Annotated in this window: 19 protein-coding genes and 1 tRNA gene; 4 read left to right on the top strand and 16 right to left on the bottom strand. The window is 66.9% G+C overall.

Annotated features, from left to right (window positions below; genetic code table 11):
• Nucleotides 1-42: 42 nt before the first annotated feature.
• The 4 genes from OPU70_RS02705 to OPU70_RS02690 form a co-directional block, all read right to left on the bottom strand.
• The gene (locus OPU70_RS02705; RefSeq protein ID WP_042536662.1) at nucleotides 43-603 is read right to left on the bottom strand and encodes a GNAT family N-acetyltransferase; all 561 of its coding nucleotides are present in this window, start codon (nucleotides 601-603) and stop codon (nucleotides 43-45) included.
• Nucleotides 604-697: 94 nt separating this feature from the next.
• Nucleotides 698-1,030, bottom strand: a complete 333-nt coding sequence (locus tag OPU70_RS02700; RefSeq protein ID WP_079112789.1) for an ArsR/SmtB family transcription factor — start codon at nucleotides 1,028-1,030, stop codon at nucleotides 698-700.
• Between the two features lie 27 nt (nucleotides 1,031-1,057).
• Nucleotides 1,058-1,507, bottom strand: a complete 450-nt coding sequence (locus tag OPU70_RS02695; RefSeq protein WP_498557097.1) for a GNAT family N-acetyltransferase — start codon at nucleotides 1,505-1,507, stop codon at nucleotides 1,058-1,060.
• A gap of 111 nt (nucleotides 1,508-1,618) precedes the next feature.
• Entirely contained in the window at nucleotides 1,619-1,987 is a 369-nt protein-coding gene (locus OPU70_RS02690) for a VOC family protein (protein WP_042536660.1), read from the bottom strand.
• Between the two features lie 94 nt (nucleotides 1,988-2,081).
• On the opposite strand from OPU70_RS02690, the gene OPU70_RS02685 reads away from it, so the two are divergent.
• The gene (locus OPU70_RS02685) at nucleotides 2,082-3,407 is read left to right on the top strand and encodes an MFS transporter (RefSeq protein ID WP_079112790.1); all 1,326 of its coding nucleotides are present in this window, start codon (nucleotides 2,082-2,084) and stop codon (nucleotides 3,405-3,407) included.
• Nucleotides 3,408-3,427: 20 nt separating this feature from the next.
• Nucleotides 3,428-3,853 (top strand): GNAT family N-acetyltransferase, encoded by a 426-nt coding sequence (locus OPU70_RS02680; RefSeq protein WP_498557096.1) that lies wholly within the window; start codon nucleotides 3,428-3,430, stop codon nucleotides 3,851-3,853.
• Nucleotides 3,854-3,855: 2 nt separating this feature from the next.
• Here the strand turns inward: OPU70_RS02680 and OPU70_RS02675 are convergent, their stop codons facing one another.
• The 6 genes from OPU70_RS02675 to polA all read right to left on the bottom strand — a co-directional run bounded on the left by OPU70_RS02675 (nucleotide 3,856) and on the right by polA (nucleotide 12,291).
• Nucleotides 3,856-4,596 (bottom strand): formylglycine-generating enzyme family protein, encoded by a 741-nt coding sequence (locus OPU70_RS02675; protein WP_498557232.1) that lies wholly within the window; start codon nucleotides 4,594-4,596, stop codon nucleotides 3,856-3,858.
• Nucleotides 4,597-4,607: 11 nt separating this feature from the next.
• Nucleotides 4,608-5,366: an SGNH/GDSL hydrolase family protein gene (locus tag OPU70_RS02670; protein WP_042536658.1), complete on the bottom strand. Its 759-nt coding sequence runs from the start codon at nucleotides 5,364-5,366 to the stop codon at nucleotides 4,608-4,610.
• Between the two features lie 37 nt (nucleotides 5,367-5,403).
• Nucleotides 5,404-6,756, bottom strand: a complete 1,353-nt coding sequence (locus tag OPU70_RS02665; protein ID WP_498557095.1) for an MFS transporter — start codon at nucleotides 6,754-6,756, stop codon at nucleotides 5,404-5,406.
• A 43-nt stretch (nucleotides 6,757-6,799) separates the two neighbouring features.
• Nucleotides 6,800-7,834 (bottom strand): LLM class flavin-dependent oxidoreductase, encoded by a 1,035-nt coding sequence (locus tag OPU70_RS02660; protein WP_309688551.1) that lies wholly within the window; start codon nucleotides 7,832-7,834, stop codon nucleotides 6,800-6,802.
• 53 nt (nucleotides 7,835-7,887) lie between these two features.
• Nucleotides 7,888-9,564, bottom strand: coding sequence for a DUF885 domain-containing protein (locus OPU70_RS02655; protein ID WP_498557094.1), 1,677 nt, complete (start codon nucleotides 9,562-9,564; stop codon nucleotides 7,888-7,890).
• A gap of 93 nt (nucleotides 9,565-9,657) precedes the next feature.
• Nucleotides 9,658-12,291, bottom strand: coding sequence for a DNA polymerase I (polA, locus tag OPU70_RS02650; protein ID WP_498557093.1), 2,634 nt, complete (start codon nucleotides 12,289-12,291; stop codon nucleotides 9,658-9,660).
• A gap of 45 nt (nucleotides 12,292-12,336) precedes the next feature.
• Between polA and OPU70_RS02645 the strand changes: the two genes are divergently transcribed.
• Nucleotides 12,337-12,765 (top strand): hotdog fold thioesterase, encoded by a 429-nt coding sequence (locus tag OPU70_RS02645; protein ID WP_079112796.1) that lies wholly within the window; start codon nucleotides 12,337-12,339, stop codon nucleotides 12,763-12,765.
• On the opposite strand, the gene OPU70_RS02640 is transcribed toward OPU70_RS02645, so the two are convergent.
• Complete coding sequence (locus OPU70_RS02640) at nucleotides 12,740-13,303, bottom strand: GNAT family N-acetyltransferase (protein WP_367820219.1); 564 nt, start codon at nucleotides 13,301-13,303, stop codon at nucleotides 12,740-12,742. The two genes, OPU70_RS02645 and OPU70_RS02640, sit on opposite strands and share 26 nt — an antisense overlap.
• Before the next feature lie 3 nt (nucleotides 13,304-13,306).
• Entirely contained in the window at nucleotides 13,307-13,927 is a 621-nt protein-coding gene (locus tag OPU70_RS02635) for an ANTAR domain-containing response regulator (RefSeq protein WP_042536652.1), read from the bottom strand.
• A gap of 101 nt (nucleotides 13,928-14,028) precedes the next feature.
• On the opposite strand from OPU70_RS02635, the gene OPU70_RS02630 reads away from it, so the two are divergent.
• Nucleotides 14,029-14,111, top strand: a tRNA-Leu gene (locus OPU70_RS02630).
• 7 nt (nucleotides 14,112-14,118) lie between these two features.
• Here the strand turns inward: OPU70_RS02630 and OPU70_RS02625 are convergent.
• The 4 genes from OPU70_RS02625 to pyk all read right to left on the bottom strand — a co-directional run bounded on the left by OPU70_RS02625 (nucleotide 14,119) and on the right by pyk (nucleotide 17,715).
• Entirely contained in the window at nucleotides 14,119-14,604 is a 486-nt protein-coding gene (locus OPU70_RS02625) for a hypothetical protein (RefSeq protein WP_498557092.1), read from the bottom strand.
• Nucleotides 14,605-14,727: 123 nt separating this feature from the next.
• A complete protein-coding gene (locus OPU70_RS02620; RefSeq protein ID WP_498557091.1) occupies nucleotides 14,728-15,405 on the bottom strand; it encodes an esterase/lipase family protein in 678 nt (225 codons plus the stop codon).
• The gene (locus OPU70_RS02615) at nucleotides 15,384-16,139 is read right to left on the bottom strand and encodes an alpha/beta fold hydrolase (protein WP_498557090.1); all 756 of its coding nucleotides are present in this window, start codon (nucleotides 16,137-16,139) and stop codon (nucleotides 15,384-15,386) included. Before OPU70_RS02615 ends, OPU70_RS02620 begins: the two co-directional genes overlap by 22 nt.
• A gap of 124 nt (nucleotides 16,140-16,263) precedes the next feature.
• The gene (gene pyk, locus OPU70_RS02610) at nucleotides 16,264-17,715 is read right to left on the bottom strand and encodes a pyruvate kinase (protein ID WP_042536648.1); all 1,452 of its coding nucleotides are present in this window, start codon (nucleotides 17,713-17,715) and stop codon (nucleotides 16,264-16,266) included.
• Nucleotides 17,716-17,743 lie beyond the last annotated feature (28 nt).

Raw genomic sequence — 17,743 nt, 5'->3', positions numbered from 1 at the left:
GGACTGCATCTGGCTGTGGAACACGTGTCCGCCTCGTTACGGTCACCATGGAGTGCCTCGCAGGTCGATGTCACCCTCCGGCCATAGATCTGCGTCAGCGCCCGAGCCGGCCGAGAAGACGAGTATCGGCCCCGCCGAAGATGTCACCGTCTCGTTCGAGTCGATCATCGAGACATGACGTTCTACGGCGTTCACCCGTGACCAGCCGGTGCGCTCGTAGAACGGCACGACCTCCTCTCGGCACCCGAGGTAGCCGAAACTCACACGATCGTCGTCGCGCATCGCCTGCTGCGCGTGCGACATCACGAGGCGACCGAGTCCGTCGGAGCGGCAGTCCGGATGGACGAGGACTCCCCCGGTTCCGGCGACCGCGACCTCGCGTGCGCCGACGCGTATGAGGCGCCGTTGAAACCCGACGTGCGCGACAGCGATGGTGCCACGGAACACGATCGCGTGCACATCTGCGGGCGAATACCCGTACGGGCGATCGGGGTTCCACTCTCCATGCTCCGCTCGGTACTCACGATCGAAGAGTTCTCTCAGTGCCGCCGATTGCGATTCGGACAGGGCATCATGCTCGACGATGTCGACTTGGTGAGTCATTCAGAGCCCCCGTGCGTCGGATCGACGGCGGTGGGGGTCGCAGGCAGCGCCGTCTCGAGAGTCAGGTCGAGTCGCGGGTCGAGTGCGGTGCGGGTCATCGGTTCTCCTCCGGATCGGCCATCAGGGCGTCAAGGCGGTCAGTGCGGTCTTCCCAGACTCGCCGTTGCTCGTCGAGCCAGTGCCCCACGACCGCGAGGCGGTCGCGATCGAGTGTGCAGGTGCGCACGCGACCGCTCTTGGATGTGCGGATGAGTCCGCTGTCCTCCAACGCGTGGATGTGCTTCATGAACGACGGAAGCGTCATCGCGAAGGGCTGCGCGAGCTCGCCCACGCTCGCCGGGCCGCGACCTAGTGTGCGAACGACCTCGCGGCGAGTCGGATCCGCGAGAGCAAGGAAAACCGCGTTCTCGTCCTGATCGTTAGCCATGAAGATGAGTATTGATCACGGGAACAGTTAGCGCAAGGGCAAAGTTTCTGCGGGTCTCTCCATGCAGATGAGCCCCTCTCGGTCGTCCCACGACGCGACGCGTTCGAAACCGCGCGATTCGTAGAGCCTGATCGCCGGCGCCCGCCACTCCCAGACGGACAGCCGGACGCGTCCTGTTGTCAGCGCCAGTGCAGCATCCAGCAACGCGGATCCGAGACCGCGTCCACGGAGGTTCGGATCTGCCCAGAGTCGCTTGATCTCGGCCTCTCCCCCATCGACCCGTACGATCACCACACCGACGGGCCCCTGCTTGGTCATTGCGAGCAGAGTGGTGCAGTGCGCGTAGGCGGCGACCGGATCGGCCACCTCGCGCTCGTAACTCGGCGGCAACGCTGCCAGCCCTGCAGGCGATGCCTCGGCATACTCGAGCTTCTCCGCCTCGGTCTGCAGCAGATACGTGCGGACGAGTTCACTCACCGCGGTCGTGTCCGCGTCATCCCACGTCGATGCACGGACGCGGAGCGACCGACGGAGCTCGTCATACGGAGGATGAGGATGAGGATGAGACGTCACACACTCATTCTGGCGTCACCGCGCAGCCCAGACCCCGAGCTCGTTGCCACTCGGGTCGATGAAGTGCAGTCGCCGTCCACCGGGGAACTCGTACGGCCCCTGGACCACTGCGCCGCCCGCGTCGGTGATCGACTTCTGCGTGGCGTCGAGATCGTCGGAGTACAGCAGCACGAGCGGCCCGCCGGGCGGACGCCCCTGGTCGGAGAGAAGCAGACCGCCCACCTCCGTGCCGTCTCCGGTCAGTGAGGCGATACCCGCGTAGGCGGGACCGTAGTCCACGAAGACCCAGCCGAACGCGTCTCGGTAGAACCGCTTCGCCGTCTCGAGATCATTGACGACGAGCTCGACGTAGTTGATGGAGTGGTGCACGGGTACAGGTGTCATGCGGCCACGGTAGCGAGAGCGTCGGACATCCGGCACCCCCTGCTCGAGTGTCCTCGCGTCGGGAGACTCTCCCACGAGGAGTACCGTGGGAGGAGTGCAACAGGTTCCCCGCTCCCCCGTGACCACCCCGGGTTGGAGGGCCTGGCTCATCTGGGGCGTGGGTGTCGCAGCCTACGTTCTCGCCATCACCAACCGCACGTCGCTCGGCGCCGTCGGCGTGGAGGCCGCTGATCGGTTCCAGGCCGATGCGTCGACCCTCGCGCTGTTCGCCGTGGTGCAGCTCGCCGTCTACGGCGGGATGCAGATCCCCGTCGGAATCCTGCTCGACCGCTTCGGCTCCCGCCCCATCATGACGATCGGCATGCTGCTCATGGCAGCGGGCCAGCTCACGATGGCCCTCTCCCCCGGCATCGGGATCGCGATCTTCGCCCGCATTCTTCTCGGCGCAGGTGACGCGGCGATTTTCCCCGCCGTGCTGCGATTGGTGGCGACCTGGTTCCCGGCGCAGCGGGGACCGATCATGGTGCAGTTCACCGGCATCATCGGTCAGGCGGGCCAGTTGATCGCACTCGTACCGCTCGCAGCTCTTCTGCACGCCACCACGTGGACGGTCACCTTCGGCAGCATCGCGGGACTCGGCGTCCTGTTCACGATCCTCGTCGCGCTCGTCATCCGCAATCACCCCGCCGAGCGCGGCGCTGACGTGACGATCGACACCGACACGGGCGTGATCCGCGTCGTCACCTCGGCCATCGATACGGGCGTCGGCATCCGCGCGGCCTGGGCCCACCCCGGCACGCGTCTCGCGTTCTGGTCGCACTTCACGACGCCGTTCGCCGGCACCGCCTTCATCCTGCTGTGGGGAATGCCGTTCCTCACAGCGGCTCAGGGACTCGACACCGCGCACGCCGCGGGGATCATCTCGGTGTATGTGGTGGCCGGAATGGCGCTGGGTCCCATCATCGGCGACCTCTCTCGTCGTCTGCCCAACCAGCGCTCGCTCGCACTCGTCCTGCCTGCCGTCGGTGTGCAGGTCGTCGCATGGGTGGCCGTCCTCGCTCTGCCCGAGCCGGCTCCGCTCTGGCTGCTCTACCTTCTCGCCGTGGCTCTCGCGACGGGAGGCCCGGCGAGCATGATCGCCTTCGACCACGCACGCACGCACAATCCCTCGCACCGCCTGAGCACCGCGACCGGAGTGACGAATGCGGGCGGGTTCATCGCTGCTCTGATCGCGATCTTCCTCATCGGGCTCGCTCTCGACCTGCAAGGGGCGGGAACGCCGGAGACCTACTCACTCGAGGCATTCCGGGTCGCGTTCCTCATGCCCATCCCGCTCTGGATCCTCGGCGTCACCTTCATCCTGATCGAGCGCAAGCGCACACGCATCAGGATGGGCTTGGATCCCGAGAGGCGACGCTGACTGCTTCTAGGATGAGGCTCATGCCCACGAGCTTCACCTTCTCGAACGACCGCGCCCTGATCGATCGCGACCTGGTGCACCGCTGGCTGAGCGAGGAGTCGTACTGGGCGAAGGGCCGCAGCCGCGCGACCCAGGATGCCGCGATAGACGCGTCACGCAACTACTCGATCCGCGACGACGCTGAGCGGCAGGTCGGGTACGCCCGCGTCGTGACCGATGGAGTCACCTTCGCGTGGCTGTGCGATGTGTTCGTCGACGAGAGAGCCCGAGGGCACGGAATCGGACGGATGCTGGTCGAGGGGGTGCTGGAGGACCTCCGCGAATCCTCGACCGTCAAGCGCATCATGCTCGCCACCAGCACTGCCGGCGGTCTGTACGCACAATACGGCTTCGCACCGTCGGCCGACCCCGACCACTACATGGTGAAGCTGATCGACCGAGGGTGATGTCAGCGCCCCGGTCGCCTCAACGGTGTCCATCCGAAGGGCACGGGGCCGTCGACCGCTGCACGCTCACGATCTGCTCGCGCTGACCAGCCCTGGGCGTCATCCGATGAGTCGAAGCCTCCTCGGGCGACACGCATGCCGACGTCCTCGTGATGCACGCGGGGTCCTCCCCCGCGGCGCACCGACGCCCGGACGCTCCAGGAGTCGTCGGCGAATCCGCCGCCTCGGAACACCCGATAGTCGTCGTAGCGGGCCGGATCCAGAAGATCCCAGCACCACTCCCAGACGTTCCCGAGAGTGTCGAAGAGGCCGTGCAGGTTCGGCAGCTTGCCACCGACATCCTGAGGAGAGGAGACCGCGTCGGCGCTCGTCCAGGCGGCGTCGGCGAGCGGCGCGTAATGAGGACCGACCGAGCCCGCCCTGCAGGCGTACTCCCATTCGGCCTCAGTGGGCAGCCGATACCCGTCACCTGTCGCATCCCAGCTGACGTCTTCGCCGTTGAAGCGATAGACCGGATCGAGCCCCTCCCATTCGGAGGCGGCATTGCAGAAATGGATCGCCCGGAGCCAGCTCACGTCGACTGCAGGACGCCGCGGATGCCGTGATGCGATGGGGAGGATCTCCGCGAGCTGGTCCTCGGTGATCGGGAACACGCCGATCTCGAAGTCCTCGACCGCGACGGTGCGCTCGACCTTGCGACGCGCATCATGCAGAGTGACCGAGCCGCCTGTGATGCGGCGCATCTCGATGTCGGTCACGCGTGCGGAACCCTCTCGACCCAGTCCGGGTACTTCGCGGCGCGGCCGTCTCCGGAAGAGGTGCGTGTGACGCGCCGTCGGACCCAGGGGCCGACGAACTCACGGTAGTAGGCGAGACCGGCCGGGCCGCCTGCGGTGAGAGCGGTCGGAGACCACCACGTCGACGGCGGCTCGAACCCCAGGCCGTGGAGCACTCGCGCGGCGACACGATGGTGACCGGCGGAGTTCATGTGGAGCCGGTCCGCAGACCAGTACTTCGCATCGGCGAGTTCTCGGTCTGGCCAGTTGAGTGCCCGCACGACGTCGTCGCGACCCTCGACCCGGCGCAGCACTGCGTCGGAGAGCAGGTCGCCGCGCCGTTGCACGAGCGACCCCATCGGAAGCTGACCACTCGGATTCGCCCCGGAGAGCAGGATCAGGGTGACGCCCTCTTCGTCACACCGGCGCAGAACCCGGCTGAACGCGTCGGCGATGTGCTCGAGGTCGGTCCTCGGTCGGAGCATGTCGTTTCCTCCGCCGTTGAACGACAGATGCGTCGGACGCAGCGCGAGCGCGGGTTCGAGCTGCTGCTCGACGATCGGCCAGGCGAGCTTGCCGCGGATCGCGAGGTTCGCGTAGCTGATCGGGTGTCCGGCGGCATCGGCCCATCCCTGAGCCACGAGGTCCGCCCACCCTCGCTCACGGCCGTCGGGGAGATCATCACCCACTCCCTCGGTGAAGGAATCTCCGATGGCCACATAACGTACTTCTGTCACCTCGACAGCCTATTCCCGCGCGCGGACACTGAGGCGCTCACCGGTCGTCGAGCGCCATTCCCCCGCGATCGACCAAGCCCCACGCCGCTCCTGCCGCAACGATGAAGCACGCGCCGAACACCGCGAACAGCACCGGCGCCCCGCCCGCGACGAGCAGGATCGGCACGGCCAGCGGAGCGACGATCGACGCGATGCGTCCCACTCCCGCCGCCCAGCCCGCTCCTGTGCCCCGCAACGAGGTCGGGTAGATCTCGGGAGTCACGGCGTACAGCGCGCCCCAGGCGCCGAGGTTGAAGAACGAGAGGGCCATGCCCGAGGCGATGATGGCGGTCTCGGTCGTCGATGTCCCGAAGAAGACAGCCGACACCGCCGAGCCGACGAGGAAGACCGAGAGCGTCGTGCGCCTGCCCCACACCTCGATCAGCCACGCGGCGACCGCATATCCCGGCAGCTGAGCGAGAGTGATGATGAGCGTGAACCCGAAGGACCGTACGAGATCGAATCCCGCATCGACCAGGATGCTGGGGATCCAGATGAACGCGCCGTAGTACGCGAAGTTCACGCAGAGCCAGACGAGCCAGAGGCACATGGTGCGAACCCGGAACTCCGCGTTCCACAGTGTGGTCAATCGCGCGCGGGTGGTGACGGCGATCGCGCGCGACGCCGGCTCTCTCCTGATCGCAGGCACTGGTTCGACACCCGCGTCAGCCTCGAAGGTCGCCACGATCCGATCGGCCTCGGCGATGCGGCCGCGCGAGGCGAGCCACCGCGGCGACTCCGGGAGCCCCCACCGGACGATCAGGGCGTACACGGCGGGGATCGCGCCGAGTGCGAAGGCCCAGCGCCAGCCGTCGTCGGATGCGGGGATCACGAAGAAGCCGATCAGGGCGGCCGCCGTCCACCCCAGCGCCCAGAAGGCCTCGAGGATGACGATGAGCCGGCCTCGGATGCGAGCGGGCGCGAACTCGCTCACATACGTGGAAGCGACGGGAAGCTCGGCGCCGAGACCCAGTCCGACGAGGAACCGCAGCACGAGGAGCGCGGCGAGACCGCTCACGAGCGCGCTTGCTCCCGTGGCGACGCCGTAGATCAGCAGCGTCAATGCGAAGACCTGGCGCCGCCCGAGCCTGTCGGCGAGGAGGCCGCCGAGGGTCGCGCCGATCGCCATTCCGATGAAGCCGACCGATGCGATCCATCCGGCATCCGTCTTCGTCAGACCCCACTGCTGGGTGAGAGCCGCGAGGATGAACGAGATGAGTCCGACGTCCATCGCGTCCAGAGCCCAGCCGACCCCTGAGCCGGTGAGAAGACGCAGGTGACGGCGCGTGAACGGGAGCTCATCGAGACGTCCGGCGATCGACGCCCGGCTCGGCAGCGCGGTGTTGGCCATGGCTACATCGTAGATGTGACGCGCGCGCCGCCGAGCACGTGCGTCAGTCGCGGTCGGCGAGCAGCCGACGTACCCGAGGGATGACCTCTGAGCCGTAGAGCTCGATGCTGCGCATCATCGCGTCGTGAGACAGCGTGCCGGTGGCGTACTTCAAGTCGAAGCGGCCGAGTCCGAGCGTCGTGACGGTGTCGGCGATCTTGGCCGCGACCCGATCGGGCGAGCCGACATACAGAGCACCCGCAGGTCCCACGTCGTTCTGGAAGCGTGCCCGGCTGTACGGGGGCCATCCGCGCTCGCGACCGATGGTGTTGTTCATCGCCTCGAAACCGGAGTACGCGGCCTCCCATGCCTCCTCATCGGTGTCTGCGATGTGGCCCGGCGAGTGCACGGCGATCGGGTGCGAGGTCGTGCCGAAGGATGCCACCGAACGGTGATAGAGATCCACGAACTGACGGAAGCGACCGGCAGGGCCTCCGATGATCGCGAGCATGAGACCGAGACCGTGACGTGCCACCCTCACGACGGACTCAGGGCTGCCGCCCACCCCGACCCAGGTGCGCAGACCGTTCTCCGTCTTCGGGAAGACGTTCGCGTTCTCGAGCGAGGCGCGCATCGATCCCGACCAGGTCACCGGTTGCTCTTTGAGGAGTTCGACGAAGAGTTCGAGCTTCTGCTCGAAGAGGGCGTCGTAGTCGCGGAGATCGTAGCCGAAGAGCGGGAAGGACTCGATGAAAGAGCCCCGGCCGAGCACGACCTCGGCTCGTCCGTTCGAGAGGGCATCGAGGGTGGAGAAGCGTTCGAACACGCGAACAGGGTCATCCGAGGACAGCACGGTGACGGCGGTTCCGAGACGGATGCTCTTCGTGCGACCCGCGATGGTGGCGAGCACCATCTCCGGTGCCGACACGGCGAACTCCGTGCGGTGGTGCTCCCCCACGCCGAAGAAGTCGACACCGACGCTGTCGGCGCGCTCCGCCTGCTCGACGATGTTGCGGATCGTCTGCGCGCCGGTGAGCAGCTCGCCGTCGTCGCCTCTCGTGATGTCGCCGAAGGTGTCCAGCCCGAACTCGATGCTCATGTCAGCCCTTTCTATTCAGCTGAATGAACAGCGGATCCGGTCGGCGCATTCCCTCAGCGCGACAGAAGCGCGGTTCGGAGTGTGTCGAGTCCGACCCCGCCCATGTCGAGAGCACGCTTGTGGAAGTCCTTCACATCGAAGTCCGCGCCCCGCTCTGCCTGATACGCGTCTCGCACCTGCTCCCAGATGCGCTGACCCACCTTGTAGGAGGGCGCCTGGCCCGGCCAGCCGAGATAGCGGTTGACCTCGAACTGCACGAACTGATCGGACATGTTCACGTTCTTGCGCATGAAGTCGAGTGCGTAGTCGGCGTCCCAGGTGCCGTCGCCGTCGAGACGCGGCTTGCCGAGGTGCACTCCGATGTCGAGCACGACACGGGCCGCGCGCATCCGCTGGCCGTCGAGCATGCCCAACCGGTCGGCCGGATCGTCGAGGTAGCCGAGTTGCTGCATCAGACGCTCGGCGTACAGCGCCCAACCCTCTGCATGGCCCGAGGTGCCGGCAAGCAGTCGCCGCCACGAGTTGAGCTCGGCGCGGTTGTAGACGGCCTGCGCGATCTGCAGGTGATGCCCCGGGACACCCTCGTGATAGACCGTCGTCAGTTCGCGCCATGTGTCGAACTCGGTGACGCCCTCGGGAACCGACCACCACATGCGCCCCGGACGCGAGAAGTCGTCAGTCGGACCGGTGTAGTAGATGCCGCCCTCTTGCGTCGGCGCGATCATGCATTCGAGAGTGCGAATCGCCTCGGGGATGTCGAAGTGCGTGGCGCCGAGCTCTGCGACGGCGCGGTCGCTCGTCTCCTGCATCCACTTCTGGAGAGCGTCTGTTCCGACGAGCTTGCGAGCGGGATCGGCCTCGAGGTGGGCGACGGCCTCTTCGACCGAGGCGCCGGGGAGGATCTCGTTCGCGATCGCGGTCTGCTCGGCGACCATCCGGGCCAGTTCCTCGCGGCCCCATTCATAGGTCTCATCGAGGTCGATCGTGGCACCGAGGAAGCGACGGGAGTTCAGCGCATAGAGCTCTCGTCCGACGGCATCGACCTCCGTCGCGACGGGAGCGAGCTCCTCGGCCAGGAAGCTGCGAAGTTCGTCGTACGCGACCCGCGCCGCAGCGGAGTTGTCGGCCAGAGTGCGAGCGAGGGATGCGGGGAGGTTGCCCTCTTGAGGAGTCGCTTCGGCCACGAATGCGGCGAAGAACCCGTCGTCGGCCGTGTAGCGGTCGATCTGCGTGGCGACCTCCACCACGTGGCGCCGAGCGGGGGTGACTCCGGCGGCGATGCCCGCGCGGAGCGTCTCGGTGTATCCGCGGAGCGCATCGGGTACCGCGGCGAGACGCGTCGCGATGACGCTCCAGTCGTCCGCTGTGGCCGTCGGCATCAGATCGAAGGCCGACCGCACGTCCTGCGGCGCTGAAGCGATGACGTTCAGGTCTCGCAGGTGCCACTTCGCGTCGTGCAGCTCGAGATCCAGGCTGAGCTCTGCCGAGAGATCGGTCTTCGTGACTTCGTCGATCGCGTCGACCGGGTCGAGTGCCTGCAGCTTCGCGAGCGTCGATCGCGTTGCAGATGCGATCTGCTCGTGCCCCTCGGGGCTCAGATCGCCGAAACGGTCGTTGACCTCGTCTCTGCCGATGTAGGTGCCGAGCGTCGGGGCGAGCACCGCGATGGTGTCGACCCACTCATCGGCGACTTTGTCGATGGCAGACGGAGTGCGGGGAGCTGAAGTCATCCCTCCAGCGTAGCCCCGCACCCCCGGCGCAGGATATCGGTGTGCCGCGCAGCCGTGCTCTGCACCGTGGAAGTCACGACGCGTCGGCCAGCCTCAGTGCGCGGCCTCGTTCCAGTCGTGTCCGCGGCCGACCTGAACGTCGAGAGGCACGGTGAGGTCCGCTGCGTCGCCCATGCGGGTCCGCACGATCCGCTCCGCCGCATCCCACTCCCCCGGTGCCACTTCGACGACGAGTTCGTCGTGGATCTGCAGCAGTGCGCGCGAGCTGAGACCTTCTGACCTCAGGTCCTCGTGGATGTGCAGGAGCGCGATCTTCATGATGTCTGCCGCGCTTCCCTGGATCGGGGCGTTGAGCGCTGCGCGCTCGGCGTTCTCGCGAAGCACGCGGTTCGGGCTCGCAAGGTCGGGGAACGGGCGGCGGCGGCCGAAGATGGTCTCGGTGTAGCCGACCTCCTTGGCCTTCATGACGGATGCCCGCAGGTAGTCGCGAACCGCTCCGAACCGAGCGAAGTACTCGACCATCAGCTGCTTCGCCTCGGACTGCTCGATGCGGAGCTGCTTCGACAGCCCGAACGCCGACAGGCCGTAGACGAGCCCGTACGACATCGCCTTCACCTTCGTGCGCATCGCCGAGGTCACGTCGCTCGGCTCGACACCGAACACCCGCGCACCGACGAACCGATGCAGGTCCTCACCGCTGTTGAACGCCTCGATGAGACCTTCGTCGCCCGAGAGATGTGCCATGATCCGCATCTCGATCTGGGAGTAGTCGGCGGTGAGCAGAGACTCGTAGCCCTCTCCCACCTGGAAGGCGCTGCGGATGCGACGTGATTCCTCGGTGCGCACCGGGATGTTCTGGAGGTTCGGATCGGTGCTCGACAGGCGTCCGGTCTGGCTGCCGGTCTGCACGTACGTCGTGTGCACGCGGTGATCGTCCTGGATGGCGGTGTCGAGCGACTCGATGATCTGGCGCAGCTTCGTCGCCTCGCGGTGCTGCAGCAGCAGGCCCAGGAACGGATGCGGGTGGGACTCCTGCAGGTCGGCGAGCACTGCGGCATCCGTCGAGTACCCGGTCTTCGTCTTGCGGGTCTTGGGCAGCTGCAGGTCGTCGAACAGCACCTCCTGGAGCTGCTTCGGAGAGCCGAGATTGAACTCGCGACCGACGATGCCGAACGCCTCCTGAGCGAGACCCTCGGCGCGCGTCGCCAGCTCGCCGGAGAAGGTCGACAGTACGTCGTGCGACACCGCGACACCGGCGACCTCCATGTCGGCCAGAGTCAGCAGCGTCGGGAGCTCGATGTCGGTGAGCACGGCGGCGACGGATTCGGGAATGTCCTCACGCAGCGCGGCGGCGACACGGAGCGCGAACCAGGCCTCCTGCGAGGGAGTTGCGCCCTCGGTCTCCGGAACGAGCTGCGTCGGGTCTGCCTCCGGCAGCTTCTCGCCGAGGTAGCGCTCGACGAGGTCGCCGAGCGTCTTGTCAGGGAAGCTCGGGCGCAGCAGCCATCCCGCCAGACTCGTGTCATAGGCCAGGCCGCTCATTCGCACCCCCAGGCGGAGCAGAGCCTTCACCTGGGGCTTCGCGTCATGGAGCACTTTGGGGCTCGCGGACTCGAGCCACGGCCGCAGGACTTCGACGACCTCGTCGTTCCAGTCGAGTTCACGGAGCTCGTCCCCGGAGGCGGCACCGAGTCTCGTCGGAGCCCCGCCCTGCACGACGATCCGCACGGCGACGTCGTCGGTCTGCGCCCCGGCCCAGCTGATGAAGTCCGCCGCGGTGACCTCGGTCGGCTCGGGCAGCACCACTGTCGTCGTCGGATCATCGGCGACTTCGCCCGCGCCGACGGCCTCGAAGACGCGAGGCAGCAGGGTGCGGAACTCGAGGCGGGCGAAGATGTCTCGCACGGCCTGGGCATCGATCGGTGCGACGGCGAGGTCGTCAGGCGCGACAGGAAGTTCGACGTCACGCAGCAGTCGGTTGAGGCGGCGGTTGCGACGCACGTCTTCGATGTGATCGCGCAGATTGCCGCCCACGACGCCCTTGATCTCGTCTGAGCGCTCGAGCAGGTCGTCGAGCGAGCCGAACTGGGTCAGCCACTTCACGGCCGTCTTCTCGCCCACCTTGGGCACACCGGGAAGGTTGTCGCTCGTCTCGCCGACGAGAGCCGCGATGTCGGGGTACTGCTCGGGTCGGACCCCGTAGCGCTCCTGCACGGTCACCGGGTCGTACCTCTTGAGCTGCGAGACGCCCTGCACCGACGGGTACAACAGCGTGACGTCGTCGGTGACCAGCTGGATCGTGTCGCGGTCTCCCGAGACCACCAGCACGTCGTATCCCTGCTCCGCTCCCTGCGCCGCGAGCGTCGCGAGGATATCGTCGGCTTCGACCCCCTCTTTGGTGAGCACCGGGATGGACATCGCGGCGAGACAGTCCTGCAGGAGTGGGATCTGCCCCTTGAACTCCTGCGGGGACTCGGAGCGGGTCGCCTTGTACTCCGGGTAGACATCCGTGCGGAACGAGTGGCGCGAAGTGTCGAAAGCGATCGCCATGTGCGTCGGCTGCTCGGCCTTGATGAGGTTGACCAGCATCGACAGGAAGCCGTAGATGGCGTTCGTGTGCTGATTGTCTTTGGTCGTGAAGTTCTCGACCGGCAGGGCGAAGAAGGCACGATAGGCGAGCGAATGGCCGTCTACGACCATGAGGGTAGGCTTTGCGGAGTCCGTCACCCTGTCAGCCTAACGAGGACGACAGACACCCGCTGAGGAGGAACCATGAGCGACACCGCGACCAGTGCAGGACTCGACTGGGCGACAGCCCGGGGAATGGGTGCGCTCGCTCAGAAGATGGGCATGGAGTTCCTCGAGTTCACCACCGAGCGCTGCGTCGCGACGCTGCCCGTCGAAGGCAACACTCAGCCCGTCGGCCTCATGCACGGCGGCGCCTATGTCGTGCTCGGCGAGTCGCTGGGATCCATGGCCGCCAACCTGCACGCGGGTCCAGGGCGACTGGCCGTCGGGGTCGACATCAACGCGACGCACACGCGATCGGCGACGTCCGGCGTGGTGACCGGCGTGTGCACGCCCGTGCACCTCGGGCGCAGCATCACGGTGCACGAGATCGTCGTCTCCGACGATCAGGGCCGCCGATGCTCGACGATCCGCATCACCAACATGATCAAGGACGCTCCCGAGGCTCGCTGAGAGGTTCGTCCAGCAGCAGCTGGAACAGCAGGTGGTCCTGCCACTCCCCCGCGATCCGCAGATACTGCGGTGCGATGCCGATGCGCTCGAAGCCGTTGTCCGCGAGAACACGCTGAGAACCGGAGTTGTGCAGCAGTGTCGCTGCCTGCAGGCGATGCAGTCGCACCTCGTCGCGCGCGTAGGCCGCGACGAGGCGCACCCCGCGGGAGGCGAGACCGCGACGGAGCCGCGTGTGATCGACCCAGTAACCCAGATCGGCGTTCCAGAACGCGCCGCGCACGATGTTGTTGAGGTTGATCCGTCCGCGGATCTCGCCGTCGGACGACTCGATCACGAAGCGGATGTTCCGGCCTGCAGAGGCTTCGATCACGCACTGCTCGGCGTGGAACTCCTGCCACTCCGAGGTGAAGAACTCCGGTGACCTGAGTGGCTCCCACGGTGCGAGGTGCTCTCGGTTGGCCGAATACGCCCTGGCGAGTGCAGGACCGTCGCCGACCTGCACAGGACGCAGCAGATGCTCCGCGTCGAGCGGGAGCAAAGGCTACTTCTTCGGAGCGAGCTGCTCGATGATCGCCTTGGCGACATCCTGCATCGTGAGGCGGCGGTCCATCGATGCCTTCTGGATCCAGCGGAACGCCTCGGGCTCGGACAGGCCCATCTTCTCGTTCAGCAGGCCCTTGGCCCGATCGACGAGCTTGCGGGTCTCGAAGCGCTCGACCATATCGGCGACCTCGGCCTCGAGCGTGATGATCTGCTCGTGACGCGCAAGGGCGATCTCGATGGCGGGCAACAGGTCGTTCGGGGTGAAGGGCTTGACGACGTAGGCCAGTGCTCCGGCCTCGCTCGCGCGCTCGACGAGCTCCTTCTGGCTGAACGCCGTGAGAAGGACGACGGGTGCGATGTTGCCCTTGTGCAGCTTCTCGGCTGCGCTGATGCCATCGAGCTGCGGCATCTTGACATCCATGATGACGAGGTCGGGGCGGAGCTCGGTCGCGAGTGCCACGGCCGTCTCGCCGTCACCTGCCTCACCGACGACATCGAAGCCGTTGTCGCGGAGGATCTCGACGATGTCGAGACGGATCAGCGACTCGTCCTCGGCGACGACGACGCGTCTGGGTGCGGATGACGTGGGCTGTTCTGCTGCCTGTTCTTGCTCGGTCACAGACCCATCCTAGTGGAGACCACCTCTGAGGTCCCCCGATGGTGTGGCGGGTGACGGTGAGCACGGATCGCCTGCGCTAAAGTCGAAGACGCTACACACGAGCCGGCGTGGCGGAATGGCAGACGCGGAGCACTCAAAATGCTTTGTCCGAGAGGGCGTGTGGGTTCGAGTCCCACCGCCGGCACATCAGTTCAGATGCTGATCCATACCTGACCGTCGATCAACAGATATCGATCGAGGGCGGGGCTCATCGCCTCGAGGATCATCCGCTCAGCGACCGCAGGGTGGTCGGCGGTGACGACGTCTCGCGGAACCACGGACCGGATGATCGCGTCGAGGTTCTCATCGGTTGCATCGACGTGAAGTCCGCCGACCAGCACCGGTTCATATGCCTGCCCGTCGTGCACCCGGTGTCCGTCGGAGTCGAGGACGGTGTCGCATGCATGACTCTGCGCAAGATAGGCGGGGACGCACGCGACGGCCTCGTGGGTGCGGAAGCGACCTTTGAGGCGGAACCTGACGCCGATGCTTCCCGGCTTCCTCGAGAGGAGGGGCGTGTCGTCGGGCTCCGGGAGCGCGCCGGCGGGATACCGCTGAGGTGCGGATGGCGCTCCGACCAGCGGGCGGGAGCGGTCGGGTCGCTCGGCCACGGCGGGGTCGATGGTCAGGTCATCCATGTGTGCGGGTGCGGGCCTGCCGCCGTGCGGGCGGCCTGCGCCTGACCAGAGTACTAGTCCGCGGCTGAGAAGCCGCGGAGCCGTGGACGACGGGTAGGTGAGACCCGAGGGGTGACACGTCGTTCACCGCTCGGACAGCGCAGCGACCTCTGCGAGAACCCGGGGGTCCGCGAGAACCCGGAAGTGCCCGCCGGAATCGAGACGCACGTTCTTCATCGCGCCGCTGAGCTCGCTTCCCTCGGGGATGTGCGGGTCGAAAGCCGCGTAGATCGACACGATCCGTCGGTTGACGTCCACCTGGCGCGCGAGCTGCATGATCGAGGGGTCCGAGGGTGAGAACGCGCGGAGAGAGCGGCCGGGGAGCATCCGCGCATAACGGGAGCCGCCGAAGGGCGTGGCCACCGCCACCATGGCGCGCACGCGGAAGCCCGAGGGACCAGCCATCGCCATCTTGCCGGCGAGTCCGCCCTTGCTGTGCGCGACGATGAGCGCATCGGTGAGTTGCGCCGACTCGAGGAAGTCGGTCATGAGCTGGGCCGATTCGATGACGGGGCGGCGGTTGTGCCTGAGCGAATCGAGGACATGCACGGGGTGCCCCCGGGCGTGCAGAGCTGTGATGAGGGGCTGCATGAACCGCCACGTCTCGTACACGCCCGGAAGGATCACGATCGGAGCCTCGGAGCCGCTCGCGAAGGAAGCGGCGTCGCGTCGGTCGACGGCAGCGCGCACCTGCCAGTACACGGCATAGGTGTAGTCGGCGATCCACCAGGCGGCTCGTCTCAGCGTGCGGATGGCGCCCATCCTTCGATCGCTTCGGCGACTGCCTGCGGCGCCGAGAAGTGCACGTTGTGCTGCTGTCCGGGGATCTCGACGACCACACCGTCATGCGCCGCGGCGCCGAGAGCGTGGCTCCATTCCGACCCCGCGACCGGGTCGTCGCCTCCGCGGATGACCAGCACCGGCATCTGCAATGCCGGAACCGTCGACGCCGTCGAGTACTCGATCATCCGCCGTGCCTGCTTCAGATACCGGCGGATGCCGCAGCGCAGGTAGTCGACCAGGACGACGGCGTTCGCTGCCGGGGTCTCCCCCAGCGTGTCGACGACCAGAGCACGCGCCTGCGCTGCGAGCGTGCGGTGCCGCTCATCGACGACCGCGCCGATCAACACGACTCCCTCGACAGGCTCCGGACGCGCACGCGCAGCTTCGAGCACCCACTGGGCTCCCATCGAATGCCCGACGTAGACGACGCGTCCGAGCCCCAACACCGCGACGAGCTCTGCCAGCAGGCGCCCCATGTCCTCGACCTCGAGATCGCGCTCGGGCTGCGGCAGCCCGGCGAAACCGGGGAGGTCGATCGAGATCACCCGTGCACATCTCGGCAGGGCCGCGTGCAGAGGAGCGAAATACCGATGGGACATGCCGATGCCGTGGACCAGCACATATGTGACGACGCCTGGCGCGTGCGTCTCGGTGCTTTCGTGCAGACGGAAGGCGTGGCCCGCCACGACGATGCGCCGAGAGAGAAGGGTCATCCGCTCACCGTAGGTGCGACGCGCTCTCCCGCACCAGACGCTTGACATGGCCGCCCTGGAACACCGCCGAACGGACGACGAAGGGGCGGAACAATCGTTCCGCCCCTTCGCTGTGCGACCTGGATCAGATCGTGGCTTCCTTGTAGATCGGCGCTGCCCCGTTGACGGCGTCCCCGACCTTGTGGACGCGGATGTCGTTGGTCGAGCCCACGATTCCGGGAGGGGAACCCGAGATCACGACGACCTTGTCTCCCTCGACGGCGAGTCCGCTCGAGAGCAGATAGTCGTCGACCTGCAGATACATCAGGTCGGTGTGCTGCACCATGTCGACGAGCTTCGAGCGGATGCCCCAGGTGAGGGCCATGCGCCGACGGATGCTCGGCTCGGGGGTGAACGCGATCATCGGGATGCGCGAGCGCAGACGCGAGAGGCGGCGAGCCGAGTCACCCGACTGCGTGAACACGCAGAGGTACTTCGCGTCGACGAACTCTGCGACCTCGAGAGCGGCGAGGGTGATCGCACCTCCCTGGGTGCGCGGCTTGGTCGTGAGCGGAGCGATGCGCTCCAGACCGTGCTCCTCGGTGGACTCGATGATGCGAGCCATCGTCTCGACGACGACCACGGGGTAGTCGCCCACGCTGGTCTCGCCCGAGAGCATCACGGCGTCTGCACCGTCGAGCACGGCGTTCGCGACGTCCGAGGTCTCGGCGCGCGTGGGCACCGGGCTGTTGATCATCGACTCGAGCATCTGCGTCGCGACGATGACCGGCTTCGCCATGCGGCGCGCCAGTTCGACGGCGCGCTTCTGCACGATCGGCACGGCCTCGAGCGGAAGCTCGACGCCGAGGTCACCACGGGCGACCATGATCGCGTCGAACGCGTCGACGATCTCTTCGAGCGCATCGACGGCCTGAGGCTTCTCGACCTTGGCGATCACGGGGACCTTGACGCCCTCTTCGGCCATGATCTCGTGCACGCGGCTGATGTCCTCCGCGTTGCGGACGAACGACAGGGCGATGAGGTCGGCGCCGATGCGAAGGCCCCAGCGGAGGTCCTCCTCGTCCTTCTCGCTCAGAGCGGGGACGTTGACTGCGACACCGGGCAGGTTGATGCCCTTGTTGTTCGACACGGCACCGGCGACGATCACGCGGGTCGTGACGGTGACGCCGTCGGTCTCGACGACCTCGACGCGGACCTTGCCGTCGTCGATGAGCAGGAAGTCTCCCGGCTTGACGTCGTTGGGCAGGCCCTTGAACGTCGTGCCGGAGATCTCCTTGTTGCCGATGATGTCCTCGGTCGTGATCTTGAAGATGTCGCCGGCGGCGAGCTCGTAGGGGCCGTTCTCGAACTTGCCGAGGCGGATCTTCGGTCCCTGCAGGTCGACGAGGATGGCGACGGCGCGGCCCGCGTCGTCGGCCGCCTTGCGCACGTTGGCGTAGTTGTTCTCGTGCACGGAGTAGTCACCGTGGCTGAGGTTCAGGCGCGCGACGTCCACGCCGGCGTCGATCAGTGCACGCACGGTTTCATAGGTGGAGGTGGCGGGGCCCAGGGTGGCGACGATTTTCGCGCGTCTCAACAGATTGCTCCAGGGTAGTGGGGGATGG

The organism is Microbacterium sp. SWDP-B6 (genome assembly GCF_059803615.1).
The sequence above is the reverse complement of the archived record's forward strand: the minus strand, read 5'-3'. Positions and strand labels throughout refer to the sequence as shown.

Coding starts and splice junctions, on each gene's coding strand:
- OPU70_RS02705 (WP_042536662.1), bottom strand. CDS start 603: ATGACTCACCAAGTCGACATCGTCGAGCATGATGCCCTGTCCGAATCG.
- OPU70_RS02700 (WP_079112789.1), bottom strand. CDS start 1,030: ATGGCTAACGATCAGGACGAGAACGCGGTTTTCCTTGCTCTCGCGGAT.
- OPU70_RS02690 (WP_042536660.1), bottom strand. CDS start 1,987: ATGACACCTGTACCCGTGCACCACTCCATCAACTACGTCGAGCTCGTC.
- OPU70_RS02680 (WP_498557096.1), top strand. CDS start 3,428: ATGCCCACGAGCTTCACCTTCTCGAACGACCGCGCCCTGATCGATCGC.
- OPU70_RS02675 (WP_498557232.1), bottom strand. CDS start 4,596: ATGCGCCGCATCACAGGCGGCTCGGTCACTCTGCATGATGCGCGTCGC.
- OPU70_RS02665 (WP_498557095.1), bottom strand. CDS start 6,756: ATGGCCAACACCGCGCTGCCGAGCCGGGCGTCGATCGCCGGACGTCTC.
- OPU70_RS02660 (WP_309688551.1), bottom strand. CDS start 7,834: ATGAGCATCGAGTTCGGGCTGGACACCTTCGGCGACATCACGAGAGGC.
- OPU70_RS02655 (WP_498557094.1), bottom strand. CDS start 9,564: ATGACTTCAGCTCCCCGCACTCCGTCTGCCATCGACAAAGTCGCCGAT.
- OPU70_RS02645 (WP_079112796.1), top strand. CDS start 12,337: ATGAGCGACACCGCGACCAGTGCAGGACTCGACTGGGCGACAGCCCGG.
- OPU70_RS02625 (WP_498557092.1), bottom strand. CDS start 14,604: ATGGATGACCTGACCATCGACCCCGCCGTGGCCGAGCGACCCGACCGC.
- OPU70_RS02620 (WP_498557091.1), bottom strand. CDS start 15,405: ATGGGCGCCATCCGCACGCTGAGACGAGCCGCCTGGTGGATCGCCGAC.
- OPU70_RS02615 (WP_498557090.1), bottom strand. CDS start 16,139: ATGACCCTTCTCTCTCGGCGCATCGTCGTGGCGGGCCACGCCTTCCGT.